The following is a 20,222-nucleotide window of genomic DNA, read 5'->3' as shown; positions in this document are numbered from 1 at the left end:
TCAAAAAGTGATAAATGTCGCGTTATTTTTCAGTTAAACTTCCTATCACTATGTTTTTAAAAGGCTTTTCAATAAACCACCTGACAATACAGGTAGTCCATCAAAACTGGAACCGCATCCACGCAAAGTAGACGTTGCCGTTATTATACGTTCCAGGAATGTAGGTCATCTGAAACGTTGCCGGACCATAACCAATTGATGCCAGCGGTAACAGCACCGGTACCGGAATGTAGTTCCAGTTATCACGCGCGGTGAAACCGGCGGTAAAGCCGATACCTGTATGGAAGTTTTCATCAGCCAGCGGTCGCCAGGTTTTTTCCCAGCCATAGCCGCCAATGGGTTCCCATTTATTGTAGGAATCCTTAAACGCCATGATATAAAGTCCGTGCCAGTTACCTTTATCATCCCAACGGGATTGACCAAATCCTGCACCCCACGGCCGTTCATTGTACCGATCCGTTTTTTCTTTATCGTAGGCAAAACGCGCATGCCAGGTAATAGCAGGTACATACAGATCATAATGTTCCGGCTGCTGCCAGGTTTCACTGACATTATCTTTAAAAGTAGCAAACCAGCCTTTATCTTCAGCAGCAGCCTGGGAAGTGAAAGCTAACTGAATAAAAATAAATGAAAAAATGAGAAAATATCGTTTAGCGAAAATCACAACTTAATTACCATCCTGGGATTTATTATTAATTTTAGCAAACCCAACCTTAATGTCAGCTTAACAAAAATGCGCAAATAAAAAATCAGAATATTCCTCAGCCTATAACCTACCCCTTTATTTACTGAGCCATTTCATAGGAACTATTTTCTCTTTATTGCCAATAAATTGTGCTTTCCTGCGGCGAGAGTTAAATAACATCACAATAAATTAACAATAAAGCATCAATGTCACCACAAAACACACACACCAACGCTGCGCTTCACAGTTTTTTATTGTGATATTCTTTTTTTAATCGCGATGCTGAAAAAACGGCTTAGCCATCGCTTGAATCCGTATTTTTATTGATTTCAATCAGCAAGAGTTATCGGTTTATTAGGCACATTCTGTCACCACTTTTTACTTTTTTTAGTTTTTTAACTTTCTGGGCAGCAATGCGACAGGGGAAACAATGTTGACATTTATTGAACTCCTTATTGGAGTTGTGGTTATTGTGGGTGTAGCGCGCTACATCATTAAAGGTTATTCCGCGACAGGCGTACTGTTTGTCGGCGGTCTGGTTTTGCTGATAATCAGTGCGTTGATGGGCCATAAAGTTTTGCCGTCTAGCGCGGCAACGACGGGCTATACGGCAACAGACATTGTTGAATATATTAAAATTTTGCTGATGAGCCGTGGCGGCGATCTCGGCATGATGATTATGATGCTGTGTGGTTTTGCCGCCTACATGACGCATATTGGCGCGAATGATATGGTGGTTAAGCTGGCCTCTAAGCCGCTGCAGTATATCAATTCACCTTATCTGCTTATGATTGCCGCCTATTTTGTCGCCTGCCTGATGTCCCTGGCGGTCTCTTCAGCAACCGGTCTGGGCGTATTGCTGATGGCGACATTGTTCCCGGTCATGGTCAACGTTGGGATTAGCCGTGGCGCCGCAGCGGCCATTTGCGCCTCCCCAGCCGCTATTATTCTTTCGCCAACATCCGGTGATGTAGTGCTGGCTGCAAAAGCCGCGGAAATGCCGCTGATCGATTTCGCGTTTAAAACCACGCTACCAATTTCCATTGCCGCCATCATTGCTATGGCGATTGCCCACTTTTTCTGGCAGCGTTATCTGGATAAAAAAGAGAACATTTCTCATGAAATGTTAGATGTGGCTGAAATTACCACTACCGCCCCGTCGTTTTACGCCATCTTGCCATTTACCCCGATCGTTGGCGTCCTGATTTTCGATGGAAAATGGGGCCCACAGCTGCATATCATTACGATTCTGGTGCTGTGCATGCTCATCGCTGCTGTACTGGAGTTCGTACGAGGATTCAACACCCAGAAGGTTTTCTCGGGTCTGGAAGTCGCCTACCGTGGTATGGCGGATGCCTTTGCTAACGTGGTGATGCTGTTAGTCGCGGCGGGCGTTTTTGCCCAGGGTCTGAGCACAATCGGCTTTATTCAGAGTCTGATTTCTATCGCCACCTCGTTTGGCTCCGCGAGCATTATTCTGATGCTGGTACTGGTGATCCTGACTATGCTGGCGGCAATGACCACGGGGTCCGGTAACGCACCTTTCTATGCTTTCGTTGAGATGATCCCGAAACTGGCGCACTCTTCTGGCATTAACCCGGCTTACCTTGCTATCCCGATGCTGCAGGCATCAAACCTTGGACGCACAATCTCTCCGGTCTCCGGTGTGGTTGTTGCTGTCGCAGGGATGGCAAAGATCTCTCCGTTCGAAGTAGTGAAACGTACCTCCGTTCCGGTTCTGGTTGGACTGCTGGTTGTGATTATCGCAACTGAAGTGATGGTGCCGGCGACGTCCGCCCTGATTGGCGGTTAACGATAACTGTCAGCATCTGACCTTGATACGCAAAATCATTTAAGCTGCCTCAAAGCGGCAAGTGAAGACATCCCCAGTACCATAGATAATTATGTGACTGGGGTTTCTTCACGCAGCCCACAAAGAGGCAGCTTCAAGGATGACGTGAATTAGCCGCCGTGATAAATACGCTGCGGCCTCCCCACCTTACCGTGAATAATCTCCGCAATAATCAAATGACGGCTGGCACAGTACTCCAGGTAGCGCCTGGAGGTGGTACGGCTGATAGTGAGCGCCTGGGCGATCGTTTCCGCAGTATGATGTACCGTCGGATCGGCAAATAATTTCAACACCGCATTCAGCGTTAACGCATCAATTCCGGTTGGCAAATCGCCTTTCGGTTCGCCGCGCGCATAAGCATTAAACATTTCATCAATCTGCTTTTGACTGGCGCTGTCATTACCGGCCAACATGCGTCTGCGCTGTTGATAACGCGTCAGCGTCTGTCCCAGGCGCTCGTAGGCAATGGGTTTGACCAGATAATCAAACGCGCCGCTGCGCACGGCCTCGGAGACCGTTTCCATGTCGCTGGCCGCCGTGGTAAACACCACGCCGCCCGGATAACGCGTCTGGGTTAGCTCATGCAACAACGTAATTCCCTTGCCGTCCGGCAAGTAGTTATCGAGCAGAATCAAACCGGGCTTAAAACGCTCAATCATCATCCTCGCTTGCGCAAGATTACCCGCCAGCCAAATCTGGCTGAAGCCGGGTATATGGCGGATATATTCAGCATGCATTTCCGCCAGTAGCGTTTCATCCTCAACGATCAATAGCGTTAATGGTTCCGTCATTATTTTTTTTCACTTTCGGAAGAAATAAAGAAAATAAGGTGCCGCAGGGGGAGTTATCTTCGAGTGTAATCACCCCGTTACAGCGCCTCACATAACTTGCAATCAGATACAAACCGATGCCATGTTCACCTGGTTCATCGGTACGGGTGCTCACACCCTGTTCAAATATTTTTTCACGCAATGCTTCCGGTACACCGCATCCCTGATCGGCAACTTCGATGATCACGTCATCCCCTTCATCACTCAAATAGAGTTCGACGATCTTGTTGCCTTGCTGGGTGCGCAAGCTCGCTTCAAATGCATTATCAAGCAGATTGCCAACAATTGCTGCAAACTCTGTGCTATCCAGCCCCTCAGGGAGTTGATGCAGTTGACTGCCAGGAACGATAGTCATAGTGAGGCCCAGTTCACGCGCACGCTGCACCTTGCCAAACAACAGACCGGCTACCTGACGATCGGCAAACGCGCCGCGCAGACTGTCAATCAGTTGCTGTTGCGCCTGCGACTCCCCCTGCACCATTGCCAGCACCCGGTCATACTCTTTCATTTGCAGCAGGCCATTAATGGTCGACATCCAGTTAAGGTGTTCATGACGCAGCGTTCTCAGGCTCTCTACATACTGTTTGATCTGCGTTAATTGCGCATTAAGAGTAGCAATTTCATCTTTACTACGAAAACTGATGATTGCCCCAAGCAGTTCATCGCCGGAGCGAATCGCCTCACGGTTAGCGATAACGCTCAGGCCATTAAAGTTCACCATCGCGTCCTGTCGTTTTTCCGCAATCTGCTGGGTGAAAAAGTCAGTCGGCTGAACCACCTCACTAACCGGTTTTCCAAGCCACTTTCGCCCTGGCGAAGACAGCCCCAGCATTTTCCTCGCGCTGCGGTTTATTGCGGTGATATACCCATCAGGGTCCACGGCGATCAAACCTTCATATACCGAGCTGAATAGCGCTTCCTGCTGACGCACTACCCGCGCGATTTGCTTAGGCTCCATCCCCAACATCTGCCGGCGAATATGGGCGGCAAATAACCAGGAAAGCAGCATAAGTACCAGCAACAGCAGGATAAACACCCCTGCCATTGGGAGTAAAAAGTCCGATCGCCAGCTATCGATTTTACTGATCAGATAGCCAATTGAGACCACGCCAATGATTTTGCCATCGTCATCAAAGATGGGCGTTTTGGCGCGCATCGCCATCCCAATCGACCCTTTGCCGGTAATAAAGTAACTTTCCCCTCTTTCCAGCGCGCCGGGTTTGGTGAACTGCATCGGGTAGCCAATTTTTTCCGGATTTGGGTGGTAAAGGCGGACAGAGTTGGTATCCCCGATCACCACATAGTCGAAGTCAGTCCCGCTCTGCAGTTTGTCGGCAATGGTCGCCAGACGCTTGTAATCACGATGCTTCACCGCCGCGATGATACTGTCGTTAGAGGCGATGATTTTGGCCTGGTTCATCGCCATATCGCGGACATGCGTTGCCAGATAATCTTCAAAACTGGCGGTAAAGTATTGTGCTAACGCGGCGATAATAAAAACAGAAACGACCAAAATAAGCAGAAAGATACGCAATGGAAACGCCAGACTGCGAAAAAAAGGAAACCGTGTTTTATTTTTCTGCTCTGCCATATTTCTTCCTCAGCGACGATACCCGAAACTTATTTCTCATTGTAGTTGTAATAAAAATGTTTTATTTACAAGTCGCGGTATAAAACAGGATCGTTGCAGATTCCCCACCTTAAATCAATTAAACAAATTAAAACCACACGCTATTTCGGAGTTAAATTAATTAAAAAACTTAAAACCATAAAACACATTAAAACCTTCTAACTTATTGTGAAATAAATCAAAAATTACCTCCAAAATACTCCTTACGATGTATGCAGCAGGGAAAAAAAGAAATACTCCGTAATAAAAAAACATTCCCTTCAATTGCAAACAAGAAGTTATCAGGTTGCTAAACAGAGCAACAAAAACAGAAACCCAGTAACAAATATAGCATCGGGGCTCTATTCACTATGTTCGGTAATAATATATTCACGCAAGTTAAACGCTCAGAAAATAAAAAGATGGCGGCTATCGCGCAATTTCTGAAAGAGAATGATTTGAGCGTTGATACAACTGTCGAAGTATTTATCACCGTCACCCGTGATGACCGCCTGATTGCCTGCGGTGGCATTGCCGGCAATATCATAAAGTGCGTCGCCATCTGCGAATCCGTAAGGGGTGAAGGCTTAGCGCTGACGCTGGCGACCGAGTTAATCAACCTCGCCTATGAGCGCCACTGTACGCACCTCTTCATCTATACCAAAACCGAGTACGAGTCGCTGTTTAAGCAGTGCGGTTTTTCTACGCTGACCAGCGTTCCCGGCATTATGGTGCTGATGGAAAACAGCACCACACGTCTGAAACGCTACGCTGAATCACTGGCGAAACAGCGCCATGAAGGGAAAAAAATTGGTTGTATCGTCATGAACGCCAACCCCTTCACCAACGGACATCGTTTTCTGATCCAACAAGCAGCCGCGCAATGTGACTGGCTGCATCTGTTTTTGGTGAAAGAAGATACCTCGCGTTTTCCGTATGAAGACCGACTGGATCTGGTGCTTAAAGGGACAAAAGACATTCCACGTTTAACCGTTCATCGCGGTTCGGAATACATCATTTCCCGCGCCACATTCCCGTGCTACTTCATCAAAGAGCAGAGCGTTATTAACCACTGCTATACCGAAATAGACCTGAAAATCTTCCGCCAGTATCTGGCCCCGGCTCTCGGCGTCACGCACCGCTTCGTCGGTACCGAGCCGTATTGCACCGTCACCTCCCAGTACAACAACGATATGCGCTACTGGCTGGAGACCCCAACGCTTCCCGCCCCACCGATTGAACTGGTGGAAATTGAGCGGCTGTGCTTCCAGGAGATGCCGATTTCTGCCTCCTGGGTGCGCAAGCTGCTGGTTAAAAAAGATCTCACGGCTATCGCATCCCTGGTCCCTGACGCCACGCTGCACTATCTGCAAAGCATGGTTGAGCGGGCCTCATCGGGTGCGGCAGTCCGCCAAAATACCCCCGCATTAGCAACAGGTGAAAAACGAAAATAAACCAGGCAGCCGTCGCAGGCACACTCGAGTCCGGTGATGTGATGATTCGCATCGCCCCACTCGATTCGCAGGATATTGACCTGCAGGTTAACAGTAGCGTCGAAAAGCAGTTCGGTGATGCCATCCGGGCCACCATTCTGGACGTTCTGTCCCGCTACAACGTACGCGGCGTGCAATTAAATGTTGATGATAAAGGCGCACTGGACTGCATTTTACGTGCGCGACTAGAAGCACTACTGGCCCGCGCTGGCGGTATTCCTGCACTGCCATGGGAGGATTGCCAGTGATTAGTGAATCTTTGCAGCAACGTAAAACCCGTACCCGCCGCAGCATGCTGTTCGTACCGGGCGCCAATGCCGCCATGGTCAGCAACTCGTTCATCTATCCGGCAGATGCGCTGATGTTCGACCTGGAAGACTCCGTCGCGCTGCGCGAGAAAGATACTGCTCGCCGTATGGTGTACCACGCGCTGCAGCATCCGCTGTATCACGACGTTGAAACTATCGTGCGCGTAAACGCCCTCGACTCCGAATGGGGCATTAACGATCTCGAAGCCGTGGTACGCGGCGGCGCTGACATCGTGCGTTTACCGAAGACCGATACCGCGCAGGACGTCATCGATATCGAAAGCGAAATCCTGCGTATCGAGAAAGCCTGTGGCCGTGAGCCCGGCAGTACCGGTCTGTTAGCCGCCATCGAATCGCCGTTAGGCATTACCCGCGCGGTAGAAATTGCCCACGCTTCCGAGCGCCTGATCGGTATTGCACTGGGTGCAGAAGATTATGTGCGTAACCTGCGCACTGAGCGCTCTGCGGAAGGGACTGAACTGCTGTTTGCCCGCTGCTCTATTTTGCAGGCGGCACGCTCTGCCGGCATTCAGGCGTTCGACACCGTTTATTCCGATGCCAACAACGAAGCGGGTTTCCTGCATGAAGCCGCACACATCAAGCAACTGGGTTTTGACGGTAAGTCGCTCATCAACCCGCGCCAGATCGAGCTCCTGCACAACCTGTATGCCCCGACACGCAAAGAGCTGGCTCACGCGCGCCTGGTCGTGGAAGCCGCTGAAGCCGCCGCTCGCGAAGGCCGTGGCGTAGTTTCCCTGAACGGCAAAATGGTCGACAGCCCGGTTATCGAGCGCGCCCTTCTGGTTATCTCCCGTGCAGAACTTTCCGGCATTCGCGAAGAATAAGGCAAAAAAATGACGCAGAAAATCGAACAGTCTCAACGCCAGGATCGCGTGGCGACCTGGAGCCGTCATGCAGAAAGTGAGCTTTCCGCTTATCAGAGCACCGCAAAAGTAGAATTACAGGCGCAAAAACCGCGCGACAAGAAGCTGTGCGCTAACCTGGAAAACGCCATTCGTCGTTCAGGTTTACAGGATGGCATGACTATCTCTTTCCACCACGCTTTTCGCGGTGGCGATCTGACGATTAACCTGGTGATGGACGCCATCGCCAGAATGGGCTTTAAAAATCTGACGCTGGCCTCCAGCTCCCTGAGCGACTGCCATGCTCCGCTGGTTGAGCACATCCGTCAGGGCGTAGTCAGCCGTATTTACACCTCCGGGCTGCGTGGTCCGCTGGCGGAAGAGATCTCCCGTGGCCTGCTGGCCGAGCCTGTGCAGGTCCACTCCCATGGCGGCCGTGTACACCTGGTGCAAAGTGGCGAACTCAGTATTGATGTGGCGTTCCTCGGCGTACCGTCCTGCGACCAGTTTGGTAACGCTAACGGCTATACCGGTAAAGCGTGCTGTGGTTCACTGGGCTATGCCCGCGTCGATGCCGAAAATGCAAAACAGGTTGTCCTGCTGACTGAACAGCTGCTGACCTATCCGCATAACCCGGCCAGCATTACGCAGGATCAGGTGGATCTGATTGTACAGATCGATCAGGTCGGCGATGCGGACAAAATCGGTGCTGATGCGACACGCATGACCACCAACCCGCGTGAACTGTTAATCGCCCGTAGCGCGGCAGACGTCATTGCTAACTCCGGTTACTTCAATGAAGGCTTCTCACTGCAGACAGGAACCGGCGGCGCTTCTCTGGCCGTTACTCGTTTCCTGGAAGACAAGATGCGCAGCCGCGATATCCGTGCTGACTTCGCGCTGGGCGGCATCACCGCTACCATCGTTGACCTGCACGAAAAAGGCCTGATTCGCAAACTGCTGGACGTACAGAGCTTTGACCGTAACGCGGCTGAGTCGCTGGCCCGCAATCCAAACCACATTGAGATCAGTGCCAACCAGTATGCCAACTGGGGCTCAAAAGGCGCCTCCGTCGATCGTCTGGACGTCGTGGTGCTGAGTGCGCTGGAAGTTGATACCAGCTTCAACGTTAACGTACTGACCGGTTCTGACGGCGTACTGCGCGGCGCATCCGGCGGTCACTGCGATACTGCGGTTGCCGCTGCGCTTTCCATCATTGTCGCTCCGCTGGTTCGCGGACGCATCCCGACGCTGGTTGATAACGTCCTGACCTGCGTAACCCCGGGCTCCAGCGTAGACATCCTGGTCACTGACCACGGTATCGCCGTTAACCCTGCGCGTCCGGAACTGGCTGAACGTCTGAAAGAAGCCGGTATGAAAGTGGTGTCCATTGAATGGCTGCGCGAACGTGCACAGCAGCTCACCGGTCAGCCACGCGCTATCGAATTCACCGACCGCGTGATTGCCGTTGTGCGTTACCGCGATGGCTCGGTGATTGACGTTGTGCATCAGGTGAAGGAATAAGCCATGCGCCTGCTCCCTGAACGCGCCACCCAACACGCGGTTTCGATTCCCGAGCTGCTCGCCAGCCGGGATGAGAGACAAGCAAGGCAACATGCCTGGCTGACGCGTCATCACGCGCCACTGGTCTCGTTTACCGTGGTCGCACCGGGTCCGATTAAAGACAGCGCATTAACCCGTTGCATCTTTAATCACGGCGTAGCCGCCCTGCTCGCGCTGGCGGAAAAATCCACCTGGATTGTCAGGGAGCAAACGGCGCTGGTTTCTGCCAGCGGTCCGGAAGGTCTTTTGTCTATTGAGGCCCCGGCCCACGATCTCAAGCTCGCCACGATTGAACTTGAGCATTCACATCCGCTGGGACGGTTATGGGACATCGATGTCCTGACCCCTGATGGGGAAATTCTGTCCCGACGTCATTTCGCACTCCCTGCCCGCCGCTGTCTGCTGTGCGAGCAAAGCGCTGCCGAATGCGCGCGGGGTAAAACCCACGCGCTTTCCGACTTACTCTCTCAGATGGAGGCTCTGCTGCATGATGCCGATTCCCGCAACATCAACCAATAACGCAGTCCTTCCTCTGGATCTGCCTGACGCTTACGCAACGCTTGCGTGGCGGGCCATGTTGACTGAAGTCAACCTGTCGCCCAAACCGGGTCTGGTGGATCGTATTAACAACGGCGCACATAAAGATATGGCGCTGGAAGATTTTCATCGCAGCGCTGAGGCAATTCAGGCCTGGCTGCCGCGTTTTATTGAATATGGGGCGTTTAGCGCACAGCTGTCGCCCGAAGATGTGTTGAAAGGACTGCGCCCACTGGGCATGGCCTGCGAAGCCGATATGTTTCGCGCCACCGAGGGGGTAAACACCCATAAAGGGAGCATCTTTTCACTGGGGCTGCTGTGTGCCGCCATTGGCCGCCTGCACCAGCTCCAACTAACTGTTACCGCTGAAACCCTTTGCTCTACGGCAGCAACATTTTGCCGTGGCCTGACCGAGCGCGAACTGCGCCAGAACAATCAACAACTCACGGCTGGCCAACGTCTTTATCAACAACTGGGATTAACCGGCGCACGGGGCGAAGCCGAAGCGGGATACCCGCTAGTCATCCAGCATGCCCTGCCGCACTACCGCGCACTGCTGACTCAGGGCCGCGATCCTGAACTGGCGCTACTCGACACGTTATTGCTGCTGATGTCTATCAATGGCGACACCAACGTGGCTTCACGTGGCGGCGCAGAAGGTCTGCGCTGGCTACAGCAGCAGGCCACAACTCTATTGCAGCAAGGGGGGATTCGCACCCCTGCCGATCTCGAATACCTGCGCCAGTTCGACCAACAGTGCATTGAACGCAACCTCAGCCCAGGAGGCTGCGCCGATCTGCTGATCGTCACCTGGTTCTTAGCTCAGATTTCACAAGTTCATCATTATCACAATTAAAGATCCTTTCCGGAGAATCACACACATGTCTTTAGCAAAAGATAAAATATGGAAATTACTGGCCCCATTGGTCGTAATGGGCGTCATGTTTCTTATCCCTGTCCCTGATGGAATGCCCCCGCAGGCCTGGCACTATTTTGCCGTTTTCGTGGCAATGATTGTTGGGATGATCCTGGAGCCAATCCCGGCAACAGCGATAAGCTTTATCGCCGTAACGATCTGCGTCATCGGCAGCAACTATCTGCTGTTTGATGCTTCAGAGCTGGCCGACCCGGCGTTTAAAGCGGGTAAGCAAGCGCTGAAATGGGGTCTGGCAGGCTTCTCCAGCACTACCGTGTGGTTGGTGTTTGGCGCGTTTATCTTCGCGCTGGGCTATGAAGTCACCGGTCTGGGTCGTCGTATCGCGCTGTTCCTGGTAAAATTCATGGGTAAGCGCACCCTGACGCTGGGCTACGCGATTGTCATCATCGACATTCTGCTGGCGCCGTTTACACCGTCCAACACCGCGCGTACCGGTGGTACCGTATTCCCGGTTATCAAAAACCTGCCGCCGCTGTTTAAATCATTCCCGAACGATCCGTCCGCGCGCCGTATCGGCGGATATCTGATGTGGATGATGGTAATCAGTACCAGCCTGAGCTCCTCTATGTTCGTTACCGGCGCTGCACCTAACGTACTGGGTCTGGAATTCGTCAATAAAATTGCCGGTATTCAAATCAGCTGGTTGCAATGGTTCCTCAGCTTCCTGCCGGTTGGTATTATTTTGCTGATCGTTGCTCCGTGGCTGTCCTATGTTCTTTACAAGCCAGAAGTTACTCACAGTGCTGAAGTTGCCGCGTGGGCTGGTGATGAACTGAAAACCATGGGTAAACTGACGCGTAAAGAGCTGACCCTGATCGGTCTGGTTCTGCTCAGCCTGGGTCTGTGGGTCTTTGGCGGTAAACTGATTGATGCGACCGCTGTGGGTCTGCTGGCAGTCTCGCTGATGCTGGCGCTGCACGTTGTCCCGTGGAAAGACATCACCCGTTATAACAGCGCATGGAACACCCTGGTTAACCTCGCCACGCTGGTCGTTATGGCGAATGGTTTAACCCGTTCAGGCTTCATCGACTGGTTCGCCAACACGATGAGCTCGCACCTGGAGGGCTTCTCGCCTAACGCGACCGTGATCGTTCTGGTGCTGGTGTTCTATTTTGCTCACTACCTGTTTGCCAGCCTTTCCGCACACACCGCCACCATGCTGCCGGTTATTCTGGCCGTCGGCAAAGGCATCCCGGGCGTTCCGATGGAACACCTGTGTATCCTGCTGGTACTGTCCATCGGTATCATGGGCTGTCTGACTCCGTATGCAACTGGCCCTGGCGTTATTATCTACGGCTGCGGTTATGTGAAGTCCAAAGACTACTGGCGTCTGGGTGCAATCTTCGGCGTTATCTACATCTCTATGCTTTTGCTGGTCGGCTGGCCGATTCTGGCAATGTGGAGCTAATCATTCGGGTTCCCGCCTGATGAAAATGATGCCAGTCAGCTAAACCTGACTGGCATTTTTTATGATTAAATAGATGATATTCAAAATTTATATAAGTATCCGAAATCATCATGACATCAACATGGCGTTATTCTTCGCTGCTGGCAGCACTTCTGCTCCCAGTTTCTGTAGCTCAGGCCGATGAACTTCAGGCAAAACAGTACGCTGATTTTGACAGCTACGTGCTGGCCCTCTCCTGGCAAACCGGATTTTGTCAGAGCCAACACGAGAGAAATCGTCAAGAGCCCGCCGAATGTCGTCTGCAAAAAGAGAGCGCGGATAAAGCAGATTTCCTGACCGTTCACGGTTTATGGCCCAGCCTGCCAAAATCCATCGCCGCCCGTGGAGTAGACAACCGCCGCTGGATGCGCTTTGGCTGCGCGACTCGCCCTATTCCCAACCTGCCTGAAGCGCGCGCCAGCCGTAAATGCGCGGCTCCCGAAACGGGCCTGTCGCTGGAAAGCGCGGCAAAACTCAGTGCCGTAATGCCCGGTGCTGGCGGGAGATCCTGTCTGGAACGTTACGAATATGCCAAACATGGCGCCTGTTTCGGTTTTGATCCCGACGCATACTTCGGCACGATGGTACGGATGAATAATGAGGTTAAGAACAGCGAGGCTGGCAAATTCCTCGCGGAAAACTACGGCAAAACCGTCAGCCGCAGCGCATTTGACGCCGCCGTCGCTAAAAGCTGGGGCAGAGAGAACGTTAAAGCCGTGAAGCTAAGCTGCCACGGCAATCCGGCCTATCTCACAGAAATCCAGTTGTCCCTGAAAGCCGACACCATTAACCAGACGTTATCCGCACAGTCATTCTTACCGCAACCGCATCCGGGTAACTGCGGTAAACAGTTTATTATCGACAAAGTGGGATACTGAAAATAACGACCGGCGCGGCAAGCTGGCGTCGGTCCATATGGTTAGCGTTTTGAACGAGCATCCGGGCGAACTAAATCAAAGCGGTGTGTTTCACTGATCGAATAATACGCCGTTGGCCCGCCCGCACGCAGTACCGGTTTTGCTTTCGCCGTCTGGTAGATGCCGCCTTCCAGTAGCGTTTCATCAATATGGATACCCACCACTTCTCCCAGCACCAGCCAGGTTTCAACAGGCGAACCATCAGCGGTGGTCAGTTGCAGACTTTGCGATAAGCGACACTCAAAATTGACCGGGCTTTGCGCCACCCGCGGCACGCTGACTATCCGACTATCTGCCTTACTAAGCCCGGCGGCAAAAAACTCATCTTCGCCGTGAGGCAAGCTGGCTGACGTTTCGTTCATCGCGCTGGCCAGCTCAAGAGTCGTCAGATTCCAGACAAACTCACCGGTGTCGATAATATTCTGCACGCTATCTTTCCAGCCGCTACTGGCGAAACCGATAATCGGCGGATGATAATTAAAGCAGTTAAAGAAACTGTACGGTGCAAGGTTATGCCGACCGTCGCTGTCGCGGGAGGCAATCCAGCCAATAGGGCGCGGTCCAATGATGGCATTCAGCGGGTCATGCGGTAAGCCGTGTCCTTGTGATGGTTGATAGAAATACATAGCGTTCTCTGTTGAAGTTAACATCAGCGCAGCACAAATTATGCTTCGCTCATCTCCCTGGAAAAAGAAGATCAGCGTAGAACAATCCGCTAAAGATTACGATTGAATAAAGTTGAGCAGATCGCCGTTGATCTGTTGTTTATGGGTAGTGCAAATGCCATGCGAACCGCCAACATACACCTTCAACTGCGCGTCCGGCAGTATTTCCGCCGCAACCTTTCCGCAGGTTTCAAACGGGACAATCTGATCGTCATCACCATGGATCACCAGCGTCGGGATAGTCATCTTTTTGAGATCCTCACGCAGGTCAGTTTCTGAAAACGCGTGAATACAGTCGTACAACGCTTTGATGGAACCTTGTAAGCCCTGTTCAACAAAGCTTTCACGAACGGCTTTCGACGCATTTACGCCCGGGCGGTTGTAGCCATAGAATGCAGCGGTCAGTTCATAGAAGAAGGCAGCGCGATCGTTTATCACTCCCTCACGGATGCCATCAAACACCTCTTTCGGCACACCATTTGGGTTAAAGTCGGTCTTGATCATTATGGGCGTCACCGCGCCGATTAACACCGCTTTGGCTACCCGCTGCGTTCCATGGCGACCAATGTACCTCGCCACTTCCCCGCCCCCGGTAGAGTGTCCGACATGTACGGCATCTTTAAGATTGAGATGCGCGGTAAGTTCAGCCAGATCGTCAGCATACTGATCCATATTGTGACCATCCCAGGGTTGGGCTGAACGCCCATGCCCGCGCCTGTCATGGGCGATCACCCGAAATCCTTTCGACCCAAGGAACAGCATCTGATCTTCAAACGCATCCGCCGTCAGCGGCCAGCCATGGCTAAAGACAATAGGCTGCCCACTTCCCCAATCTTTAAAATGCAAATAGCTGCCGTCTTTCAAGGTAAGTTTGTCGTACTGGCTCATGAGATCTCCTGTCGCGGAACACTGAGTTGTTTGACGCGCCCGCAGCGAGCGCTTAAAAAGCATAATGCAAATTGGAGAACGATCGCGTTTTTCGGCTAAAATCACACCATACGCAACAATATTGATGATTTGCCTGAATGTGAACTAAATCACTTCAAACCAGGGGTAAGTCTCAGTATCATCATAAAAGCTAAACCCTTGCCGCCTGACGGTGAGGGTTTTCTTTTGGGATTATTTACCTGCGCACCCGCAGTATCGACGACATGGAGTAACAAATGTCCAGACCAACTATCATCATTAACGACCTCGATGCGGAACGCATTGACCGCCTGTTGGAGCAACCTGCGTTTGCTGGTTTACCGATTGCCGACGCCCTGAACGCCGAGCTGGATCGTGCCCAAATGTGTTCACCAGAAACCATGCCGCACGATGTCGTGACCATGAACAGCCGCGTGAAATTCCGCAATCTGAGTGATGGCGAAGTCCGTGTGCGTACCCTGGTGTATCCGGCCAATATGACTGACAGCAGCACACAGCTTTCGGTAATGGCACCTGTTGGCGCTGCACTTCTGGGCCTGCGCGTTGGCGACACCATTCACTGGGAACTACCAGGCGGGACCTCAACACACCTCGAAGTCATCGAGCTTGAGTACCAACCTGAAGCTGCAGGCGACTACCTGCGCTAACTCTGTCTTATCAAAGCCACTCGCTTTATCTTACAGGGGATGCATCCGCATCCTCTTTCCGGTTAGCCCCCAACTCCTGACCCTCACCTTATCTCCTGTTCGCAAAACATAAATCTGTGTCGTGACTGACAGAATCATTTTTAATACTATGCTGATATGTGTTCATGTAATGACAAGGAGAATGTTTATGTACAACACAATCATAATGCCTGTTGATGTATTCGAAATGGAACTGAGCGACAAGGCTATTCGCCATGCAGAATTTCTGGCACAGGAAAACGGGGTTATTCATCTGCTGCATGTGCTGCCAGGCTCAGCAAGCTTAAGCCTGCACCGCTTTGCAGCCGATGTCCGTCGTTTTGAAGAGCATCTACAACACGAAGCGGAAACTCGTCTGCAAACGATGGTCGGTCACTTCAGCATCGATCCTTCCCGTATTAAACAACACGTCCGCTTTGGCAGCGTACGTGACGTCGTCAACGAGTTGGGTGAAGAGTTGAATGCGGATGTGGTCGTCATTGGATCGCGCAACCCATCAATCAGCACTCATCTGCTCGGCTCAAACGCTTCCAGCGTTGTTCGCCACGCTACTCTGCCAGTGCTGGTTGTACGTTAATAGCCTCTAATTTGCTAAAGAAAACCCCTGCCAGGTTAATGCCTGACAGGGGTTTTTATTGCCTGACGATCAGTACAAATGACCGATATTCACGATGGTACTAACCGTATCGCCAAAGAACGTCAGACGACTCAGGAATACGCCAACAAACAGCAGGACAAAGAGCGCTTTTGCACGACGCTCGCCCTGGCGGCTGAGGACAAAGGCCACCGCCAGACACACCAGACTTGCCAGATAAAGCGGCGACGTCAGCCAGGCATGCGCCGTCATCTGCATGATGGTGCCACCGCTTAGCCAGATAATGGGTGCGGCAATCATGACCGCCATACAAACGACAATCCCCTGGCGCAATGCGGCAACGGCAGGCGCAAGGTTAAGCAGCGGAATCGCCGCACAACCCATAACCCACACCGTGATGAAGAACAGCAGCATCGTCAGACCGTTGGCGATCGCCACCATCGCCGGGGCGGCATAGGTCATCCCCTGTACCGCCACCAGCGCGATCCCGAGAACAGAGGCCAGAACAGCCGGCGCTCTGTGCCCTTTTGCCAAAAACGTCACGCCCACCGCCGCGCCGTATAAAGTTGCGCCGAGAATCTCACGGCTCAGCCAGGCATGCTGGAGGTTAATCAGGGCATTGTAGGCGCGATCCGGATGCGCCAGGTGCAATACCGCCGCCACGGAAGCAGCCGCCAGAACCAGCCCGCTTACCAGCCAGTACAGGCGCTTGCTTTCCAGTTTCCCTTGCAGCGTGCGCAGCGTCAGAATGAGCGTTATACCAACCGACATCTGGCTCAATACGGTAAAAATAACCAGAGGGAATTCATACTTTTCCATTACTTGCCCTCCGGTTGCTTCGGTTGACGCGCGAGGATAAAACGCGTGCCAGGGTTAAGCTGCGGCATACGTGGGAATCCCGGCGGATACTGTACGGCATTGTTGGGGATCGGATCGGCATCCAGATCGATAAGCGTCAGGGCGCCTACCGGGCAGGCACTCACGCACGCCGGCTGCATACCGACATCGAGACGCTCGTAGCACATGCTGCATTTTTCCGCTTTTTTCGTCTCTTCATTAAAGCGCGGCGCACCGTATGGGCAATTGCGGATACAGTTTTTGCATCCGATACAACGTTCCGGATTATGCACCACAACACCATCCTCGCGTTTGGTGTACGCCTCTACCGGACAAGCCGCCAGGCAGGCCGGATTTTCGCAGTGGTTACAGGCCAGCGAGTAGAACGCTCGCTCCTCATGCGGATAAATTTCTTTATCCAGCGGGTAGACATAGCGCCAGAAACGTTCAGGCTCCAGCTGATTAAAACTCTTACACGCCATCGCACAGCCACGGCAGCCGATGCACTTATCGCTATTGACTAAAAACGCGCGTCTCATGCCGCAGCTCCTTCATTTCCTGACAGAGTAATATCTACAAATTGACTGTGTATGGCCGCACCGGGCGCGCCTGTCGCCATTTTTCCCATATCGGCGGGCGTATCTTTGACCACATTCTGTACGTTGTAACTAAGCTTGTTGAACCAGGATTCGTACATCACAAGAAAATCTTCCGGCACATTAGTGGTAATTTTGGCTCGCAACTCAACATGGCCCACCTCGTTGAAGACTTTGACGTGAGCGCCCTCAGTGATGCCCTTTTTCTGTGCAGCAAGCGGGTGGATATAAACAAAGGGTTCTGGCCAGAAAACCTGCATCCAGTCCAGATTGACAAACTGCGAGTGCAGACCGTACTGAAGATGAGGTGTAAACAGGTGGAACGGCAGCGCACCCTGTGCACCCGCTTTATATTCCGGCAAAGCCGTGTGACCATTTTCCGCACAACGTTCTGATTTGAACTCGTACTTGCCTGACGGCGTTTTGAACTTGCGATCGTACCAGGCCGCGGTGCTGACCATTTTTGCTTTGCGTGGTCCTTCCAGCAGGTCATCCCAGCCCGCAATGCCAAACTGTTTCCCCATCCCCTCATTAAATTCCTGATCCAACCAGCGTTTAGCATCAAACGCCTGCGGGAAGGTACATGAACCGGGTTCCAGTTTATTGATGGTTTTGGACAGCAGCGCCGCGATTTCCGGATCGCTCTTGCACTCATACAGCGGTTTGATAGCCGGCTCGTTGACGGATAACCAGTAGTGCCAATAAGACGAAGAGACATCCCATTGTTCAAAGGTGGTAGTGACAGGCAGCACGATATCCGCATGTTGGACGGTTTCGTTGAAGAACTGGTCGACACAAACCACCATTTCCAGTTTATCAAACGCTTTGATCATCTTGTTGCGGTCGAAATCCTGAGCAAACGGGTTTTTAGAGGCCACCCACAGCATCCGTACCGGTGGTTCACTGGCGTCCAGAATCCCTTGCGCCGTCTGGTTGATATTCAGCGCACGATCGGAGTATTCGCTCTTCTCACCGCTATCGCTGACAAACTCACCCACCGGACCACCTGCGCCTTTTATTCCGACAGAACCTGCAGGAGGCTTCTGCATCATTCCATGGTAGTTATAACCCCATGTCTGCAGATGACCGTAGCGGGCACCGCCGCCCTCAATACCAATATTGCCGGTCATTGCCACAAAGGCATCGATCGCCCGTACGTTAGCGCCGCCGTTAACATGGCGCTGCATGCCGTAGCCAATCCACACGGTGGCAGGATTAACCGCCGTAAACTCTTCCGCTAACTGGCGAATGGCATCCGCCGACAGACCGCAAATTTCAGCGGCCCACTCGACGGTCACACTGCTGCGCAGATAAGCTTCGAATTCCGGGTATCCGTGGGAATAGTTATTGACGAAATCCTGATCAACTAAACCTTTATCCACCAGGTGACGCGCCATGCCCAGCGCCAGAGCGCCATCTGAGCCTGGGCGAACACGTAAATAAAGATCGGCTTTCGCGGCGGTCTGCGTTAACAGCGGATCGATAACGACAACTTTTGCGCCTTTCTCCCGCGCCTGATAGATGTATTTCATAGTGTGCTGATCTTGACCCTCCATCTCCGAACAGCTTTTGTATCTTAAGTTAACGATGTCCGCTGCCGCCGGTATTCCCTCGGGGAGTGATATCCCAGCGCGCTGTGCGGGTGGTTTTCATTGTAATGCGTGAACGCTACTGCAAGGTTTCGCAGTGCTGTTCTCACATCCGGTTTTGGCATGAACGCGATATAGTCTTCTTTCATCGTTTTCACGAACCGTTCGGCCATGCCATTACTCTGCGGGCTGCTCACCGCTGTTGTGCAGGGCTCCAGATTCAGCTCTCTCGCGAACCTCCGCGTTTCATACGCGGTATACGCTGAACCGTTATCCGTCAGCCACTGCACCGCTGTGTCGGGCAACCTGTCGCCGAAGCGCTTTTCCACCGACCTCAGCATCACATCCTGCACGGTCGAACTGTCATAGCCTCCCGTGCTTGCTGCCCAGTCTATGGCCTCACGGTCGCAGCAGTCCAGCGCGAACGTTACCCGCAGTTTTTCGCCGTTGTCGCAGCCGAACTCGAAGCCATCTGAACACCAGCGCATATCGCTTTCTGCCACCGCTATCTTGCCCTTATGTTCACGCTTCGGTCGCTCTGGTTTGTGATGCAACAACAACAGGTTATGCTCACGCATTATCCTGTAAAGCCGTTTGGCATTCACAGGTAGCTGTCCCTCTGTGCGACGTTGCTTGCGCAGGATGCCCCACACGCGTCGATAACCATAACTCGGCATATCGCTGATAATGTTGAGGATAGCCGACAGTATTTCTGCGTCTGCTTCTTCATTACGCCGGTTACAGCGCCTGTCCTGCCAGTCGGCAGAACGGTTAATCCGCAGTGACAGTTGCGCACGCGACACGCCCATGGTCCGGCAGACCATGGCTATTCCCCGTCCTTTGGCAACAAGGGCGCGTGCGCTATCCATTTTCGCGACTGACCGTACTCCACGGCTTCTTTCAGGATCTCAACTTCCATCGTCTTCTTGCCCAGAAGGCGCTGAAGCTCCCGGACCTGCTTCAGAGCAGCAGTAAGCTCAGAAGCAGGAACGACTTCCTCTCCAGCCGCAACGGCGGTGAGGCTGCCTTCCTGATATTGCTTCTTCCACTTAAACAGCAGGCTGGGCTGGATACCATGCAGGCGGGCGACATGGGAGACATTCATACCCGGCTCCATCGTCTGCTGGATAATGGCGATCTTCTCCTGAGGAGTTTTACGTTTACGGACTTCTTGCCCTAACAGGATCCCGGTCATCTCAAAATTGGCGTTAGTGTTAGACATATATTCAAGCCTATCTCTTATCTGGAGATACAGCTACTGTCCGGTGTTTCAGGGGGCTACATCA

Annotated in this window: 19 protein-coding genes and 1 pseudogene; 11 read left to right on the top strand and 9 right to left on the bottom strand. The window is 52.4% G+C overall.

What is annotated here, in order from left to right:
- Positions 1 to 100 precede the first annotated feature (100 nt).
- Positions 101 to 664, bottom strand: coding sequence for a lipid IV(A) palmitoyltransferase PagP (pagP, locus tag OGV38_RS12715; protein WP_353622394.1), 564 nt, complete (start codon positions 662 to 664; stop codon positions 101 to 103).
- Between the two features lie 451 nt (positions 665 to 1,115).
- On the opposite strand from pagP, the gene dcuC reads away from it, so the two are divergent.
- A complete protein-coding gene (dcuC, locus tag OGV38_RS12710) occupies positions 1,116 to 2,498 on the top strand; it encodes an anaerobic C4-dicarboxylate transporter DcuC (protein WP_016152227.1) in 1,383 nt (460 codons plus the stop codon).
- A 149-nt stretch (positions 2,499 to 2,647) separates the two neighbouring features.
- Here dcuC and dpiA read toward each other — a convergent pair whose 3' ends face one another.
- Entirely contained in the window at positions 2,648 to 3,328 is a 681-nt protein-coding gene (dpiA, locus tag OGV38_RS12705; protein ID WP_016152226.1) for a two-component response regulator DpiA, read from the bottom strand.
- Entirely contained in the window at positions 3,297 to 4,958 is a 1,662-nt protein-coding gene (dpiB, locus tag OGV38_RS12700; protein ID WP_046274583.1) for a sensor histidine kinase DpiB, read from the bottom strand. Before dpiB ends, dpiA begins: the two co-directional genes overlap by 32 nt.
- A 389-nt stretch (positions 4,959 to 5,347) precedes the next feature.
- On the opposite strand from dpiB, the gene citC reads away from it, so the two are divergent.
- From citC to rna, 8 genes are all read left to right on the top strand, one after another.
- Positions 5,348 to 6,430 (top strand): [citrate (pro-3S)-lyase] ligase, encoded by a 1,083-nt coding sequence (gene citC / locus OGV38_RS12695; protein ID WP_286473415.1) that lies wholly within the window; start codon positions 5,348 to 5,350, stop codon positions 6,428 to 6,430.
- Positions 6,427 to 6,717, top strand: a complete 291-nt coding sequence (gene citD / locus OGV38_RS12690) for a citrate lyase acyl carrier protein (protein ID WP_286473758.1) — start codon at positions 6,427 to 6,429, stop codon at positions 6,715 to 6,717. The genes citC and citD overlap by 4 nt, the downstream gene beginning before the upstream one ends.
- Positions 6,714 to 7,622, top strand: a complete 909-nt coding sequence (locus tag OGV38_RS12685; protein ID WP_019076252.1) for an aldolase/citrate lyase family protein — start codon at positions 6,714 to 6,716, stop codon at positions 7,620 to 7,622. The genes citD and OGV38_RS12685 overlap by 4 nt, the downstream gene beginning before the upstream one ends.
- 9 nt (positions 7,623 to 7,631) lie before the next feature.
- On the top strand, positions 7,632 to 9,164 hold the full coding sequence (gene citF, locus OGV38_RS12680) for a citrate lyase subunit alpha (RefSeq protein WP_155574051.1): 1,533 nt from the start codon (positions 7,632 to 7,634) through the stop codon (positions 9,162 to 9,164).
- A gap of 3 nt (positions 9,165 to 9,167) precedes the next feature.
- Entirely contained in the window at positions 9,168 to 9,722 is a 555-nt protein-coding gene (gene citX, locus OGV38_RS12675) for a citrate lyase holo-[acyl-carrier protein] synthase (RefSeq protein ID WP_269517736.1), read from the top strand.
- The gene (gene citG, locus OGV38_RS12670) at positions 9,691 to 10,596 is read left to right on the top strand and encodes a triphosphoribosyl-dephospho-CoA synthase CitG (protein ID WP_016152220.1); all 906 of its coding nucleotides are present in this window, start codon (positions 9,691 to 9,693) and stop codon (positions 10,594 to 10,596) included. The genes citX and citG overlap by 32 nt, the downstream gene beginning before the upstream one ends.
- Before the next feature lie 25 nt (positions 10,597 to 10,621).
- Complete coding sequence (citT, locus tag OGV38_RS12665; RefSeq protein WP_016152219.1) at positions 10,622 to 12,085, top strand: citrate/succinate antiporter CitT; 1,464 nt, start codon at positions 10,622 to 10,624, stop codon at positions 12,083 to 12,085.
- 110 nt (positions 12,086 to 12,195) lie between these two features.
- On the top strand, positions 12,196 to 13,002 hold the full coding sequence (rna, locus tag OGV38_RS12660; protein ID WP_016155959.1) for a ribonuclease I: 807 nt from the start codon (positions 12,196 to 12,198) through the stop codon (positions 13,000 to 13,002).
- 41 nt (positions 13,003 to 13,043) lie between these two features.
- Here rna and OGV38_RS12655 read toward each other — a convergent pair whose 3' ends face one another.
- Positions 13,044 to 13,667 carry a flavin reductase family protein gene (locus OGV38_RS12655; protein ID WP_016155958.1) on the bottom strand — a complete coding sequence of 208 codons (624 nt, stop codon included), beginning with the start codon at positions 13,665 to 13,667 and terminating at the stop codon, positions 13,044 to 13,046.
- A gap of 96 nt (positions 13,668 to 13,763) precedes the next feature.
- The gene (locus OGV38_RS12650; RefSeq protein ID WP_016152216.1) at positions 13,764 to 14,594 is read right to left on the bottom strand and encodes an alpha/beta fold hydrolase; all 831 of its coding nucleotides are present in this window, start codon (positions 14,592 to 14,594) and stop codon (positions 13,764 to 13,766) included.
- Positions 14,595 to 14,869: 275 nt separating this feature from the next.
- Between OGV38_RS12650 and rnk the strand changes: the two genes are divergently transcribed.
- Both rnk and uspG read left to right on the top strand, forming a co-directional pair.
- Positions 14,870 to 15,280, top strand: coding sequence for a nucleoside diphosphate kinase regulator (gene rnk / locus OGV38_RS12645; protein ID WP_005120853.1), 411 nt, complete (start codon positions 14,870 to 14,872; stop codon positions 15,278 to 15,280).
- 187 nt (positions 15,281 to 15,467) lie between these two features.
- Entirely contained in the window at positions 15,468 to 15,896 is a 429-nt protein-coding gene (uspG, locus tag OGV38_RS12640) for a universal stress protein UspG (protein WP_016152215.1), read from the top strand.
- Between the two features lie 69 nt (positions 15,897 to 15,965).
- On the opposite strand, the gene OGV38_RS12635 is transcribed toward uspG, so the two are convergent.
- The 4 genes and pseudogenes from OGV38_RS12635 to OGV38_RS12620 all read right to left on the bottom strand — a co-directional run bounded on the left by OGV38_RS12635 (position 15,966) and on the right by OGV38_RS12620 (position 20,131).
- Positions 15,966 to 16,733: a dimethyl sulfoxide reductase anchor subunit family protein gene (locus OGV38_RS12635; RefSeq protein WP_049040660.1), complete on the bottom strand. Its 768-nt coding sequence runs from the start codon at positions 16,731 to 16,733 to the stop codon at positions 15,966 to 15,968.
- Positions 16,733 to 17,290 (bottom strand): 4Fe-4S dicluster domain-containing protein, encoded by a 558-nt coding sequence (locus tag OGV38_RS12630; protein ID WP_047415127.1) that lies wholly within the window; start codon positions 17,288 to 17,290, stop codon positions 16,733 to 16,735. Before OGV38_RS12630 ends, OGV38_RS12635 begins: the two co-directional genes overlap by 1 nt.
- A pseudogene (locus OGV38_RS12625) lies at positions 17,287 to 18,885 on the bottom strand (molybdopterin-containing oxidoreductase family protein); the annotation flags it as partial. The gene OGV38_RS12630 and the pseudogene OGV38_RS12625, both read right to left, overlap by 4 nt.
- A 38-nt stretch (positions 18,886 to 18,923) precedes the next feature.
- Positions 18,924 to 20,131, bottom strand: a protein-coding gene (locus tag OGV38_RS12620) for an IS3 family transposase (protein WP_117086587.1) whose coding sequence is annotated in 2 segments (ribosomal slippage) — positions 18,924 to 19,810 and positions 19,810 to 20,131 — 1,209 coding nt in all. Because the reading frame shifts where the segments join, the coding sequence is not laid out codon by codon here.
- Between the last annotated feature and the right edge of the window lie 91 nt (positions 20,132 to 20,222).

Source organism: Citrobacter sp. Cb080, from assembly GCF_030334745.1.
GTDB classification, from domain to species: Bacteria; Pseudomonadota; Gammaproteobacteria; order Enterobacterales; family Enterobacteriaceae; genus Citrobacter; species Citrobacter braakii.
This window is presented reverse-complemented; position numbering and strand designations above follow the sequence as displayed.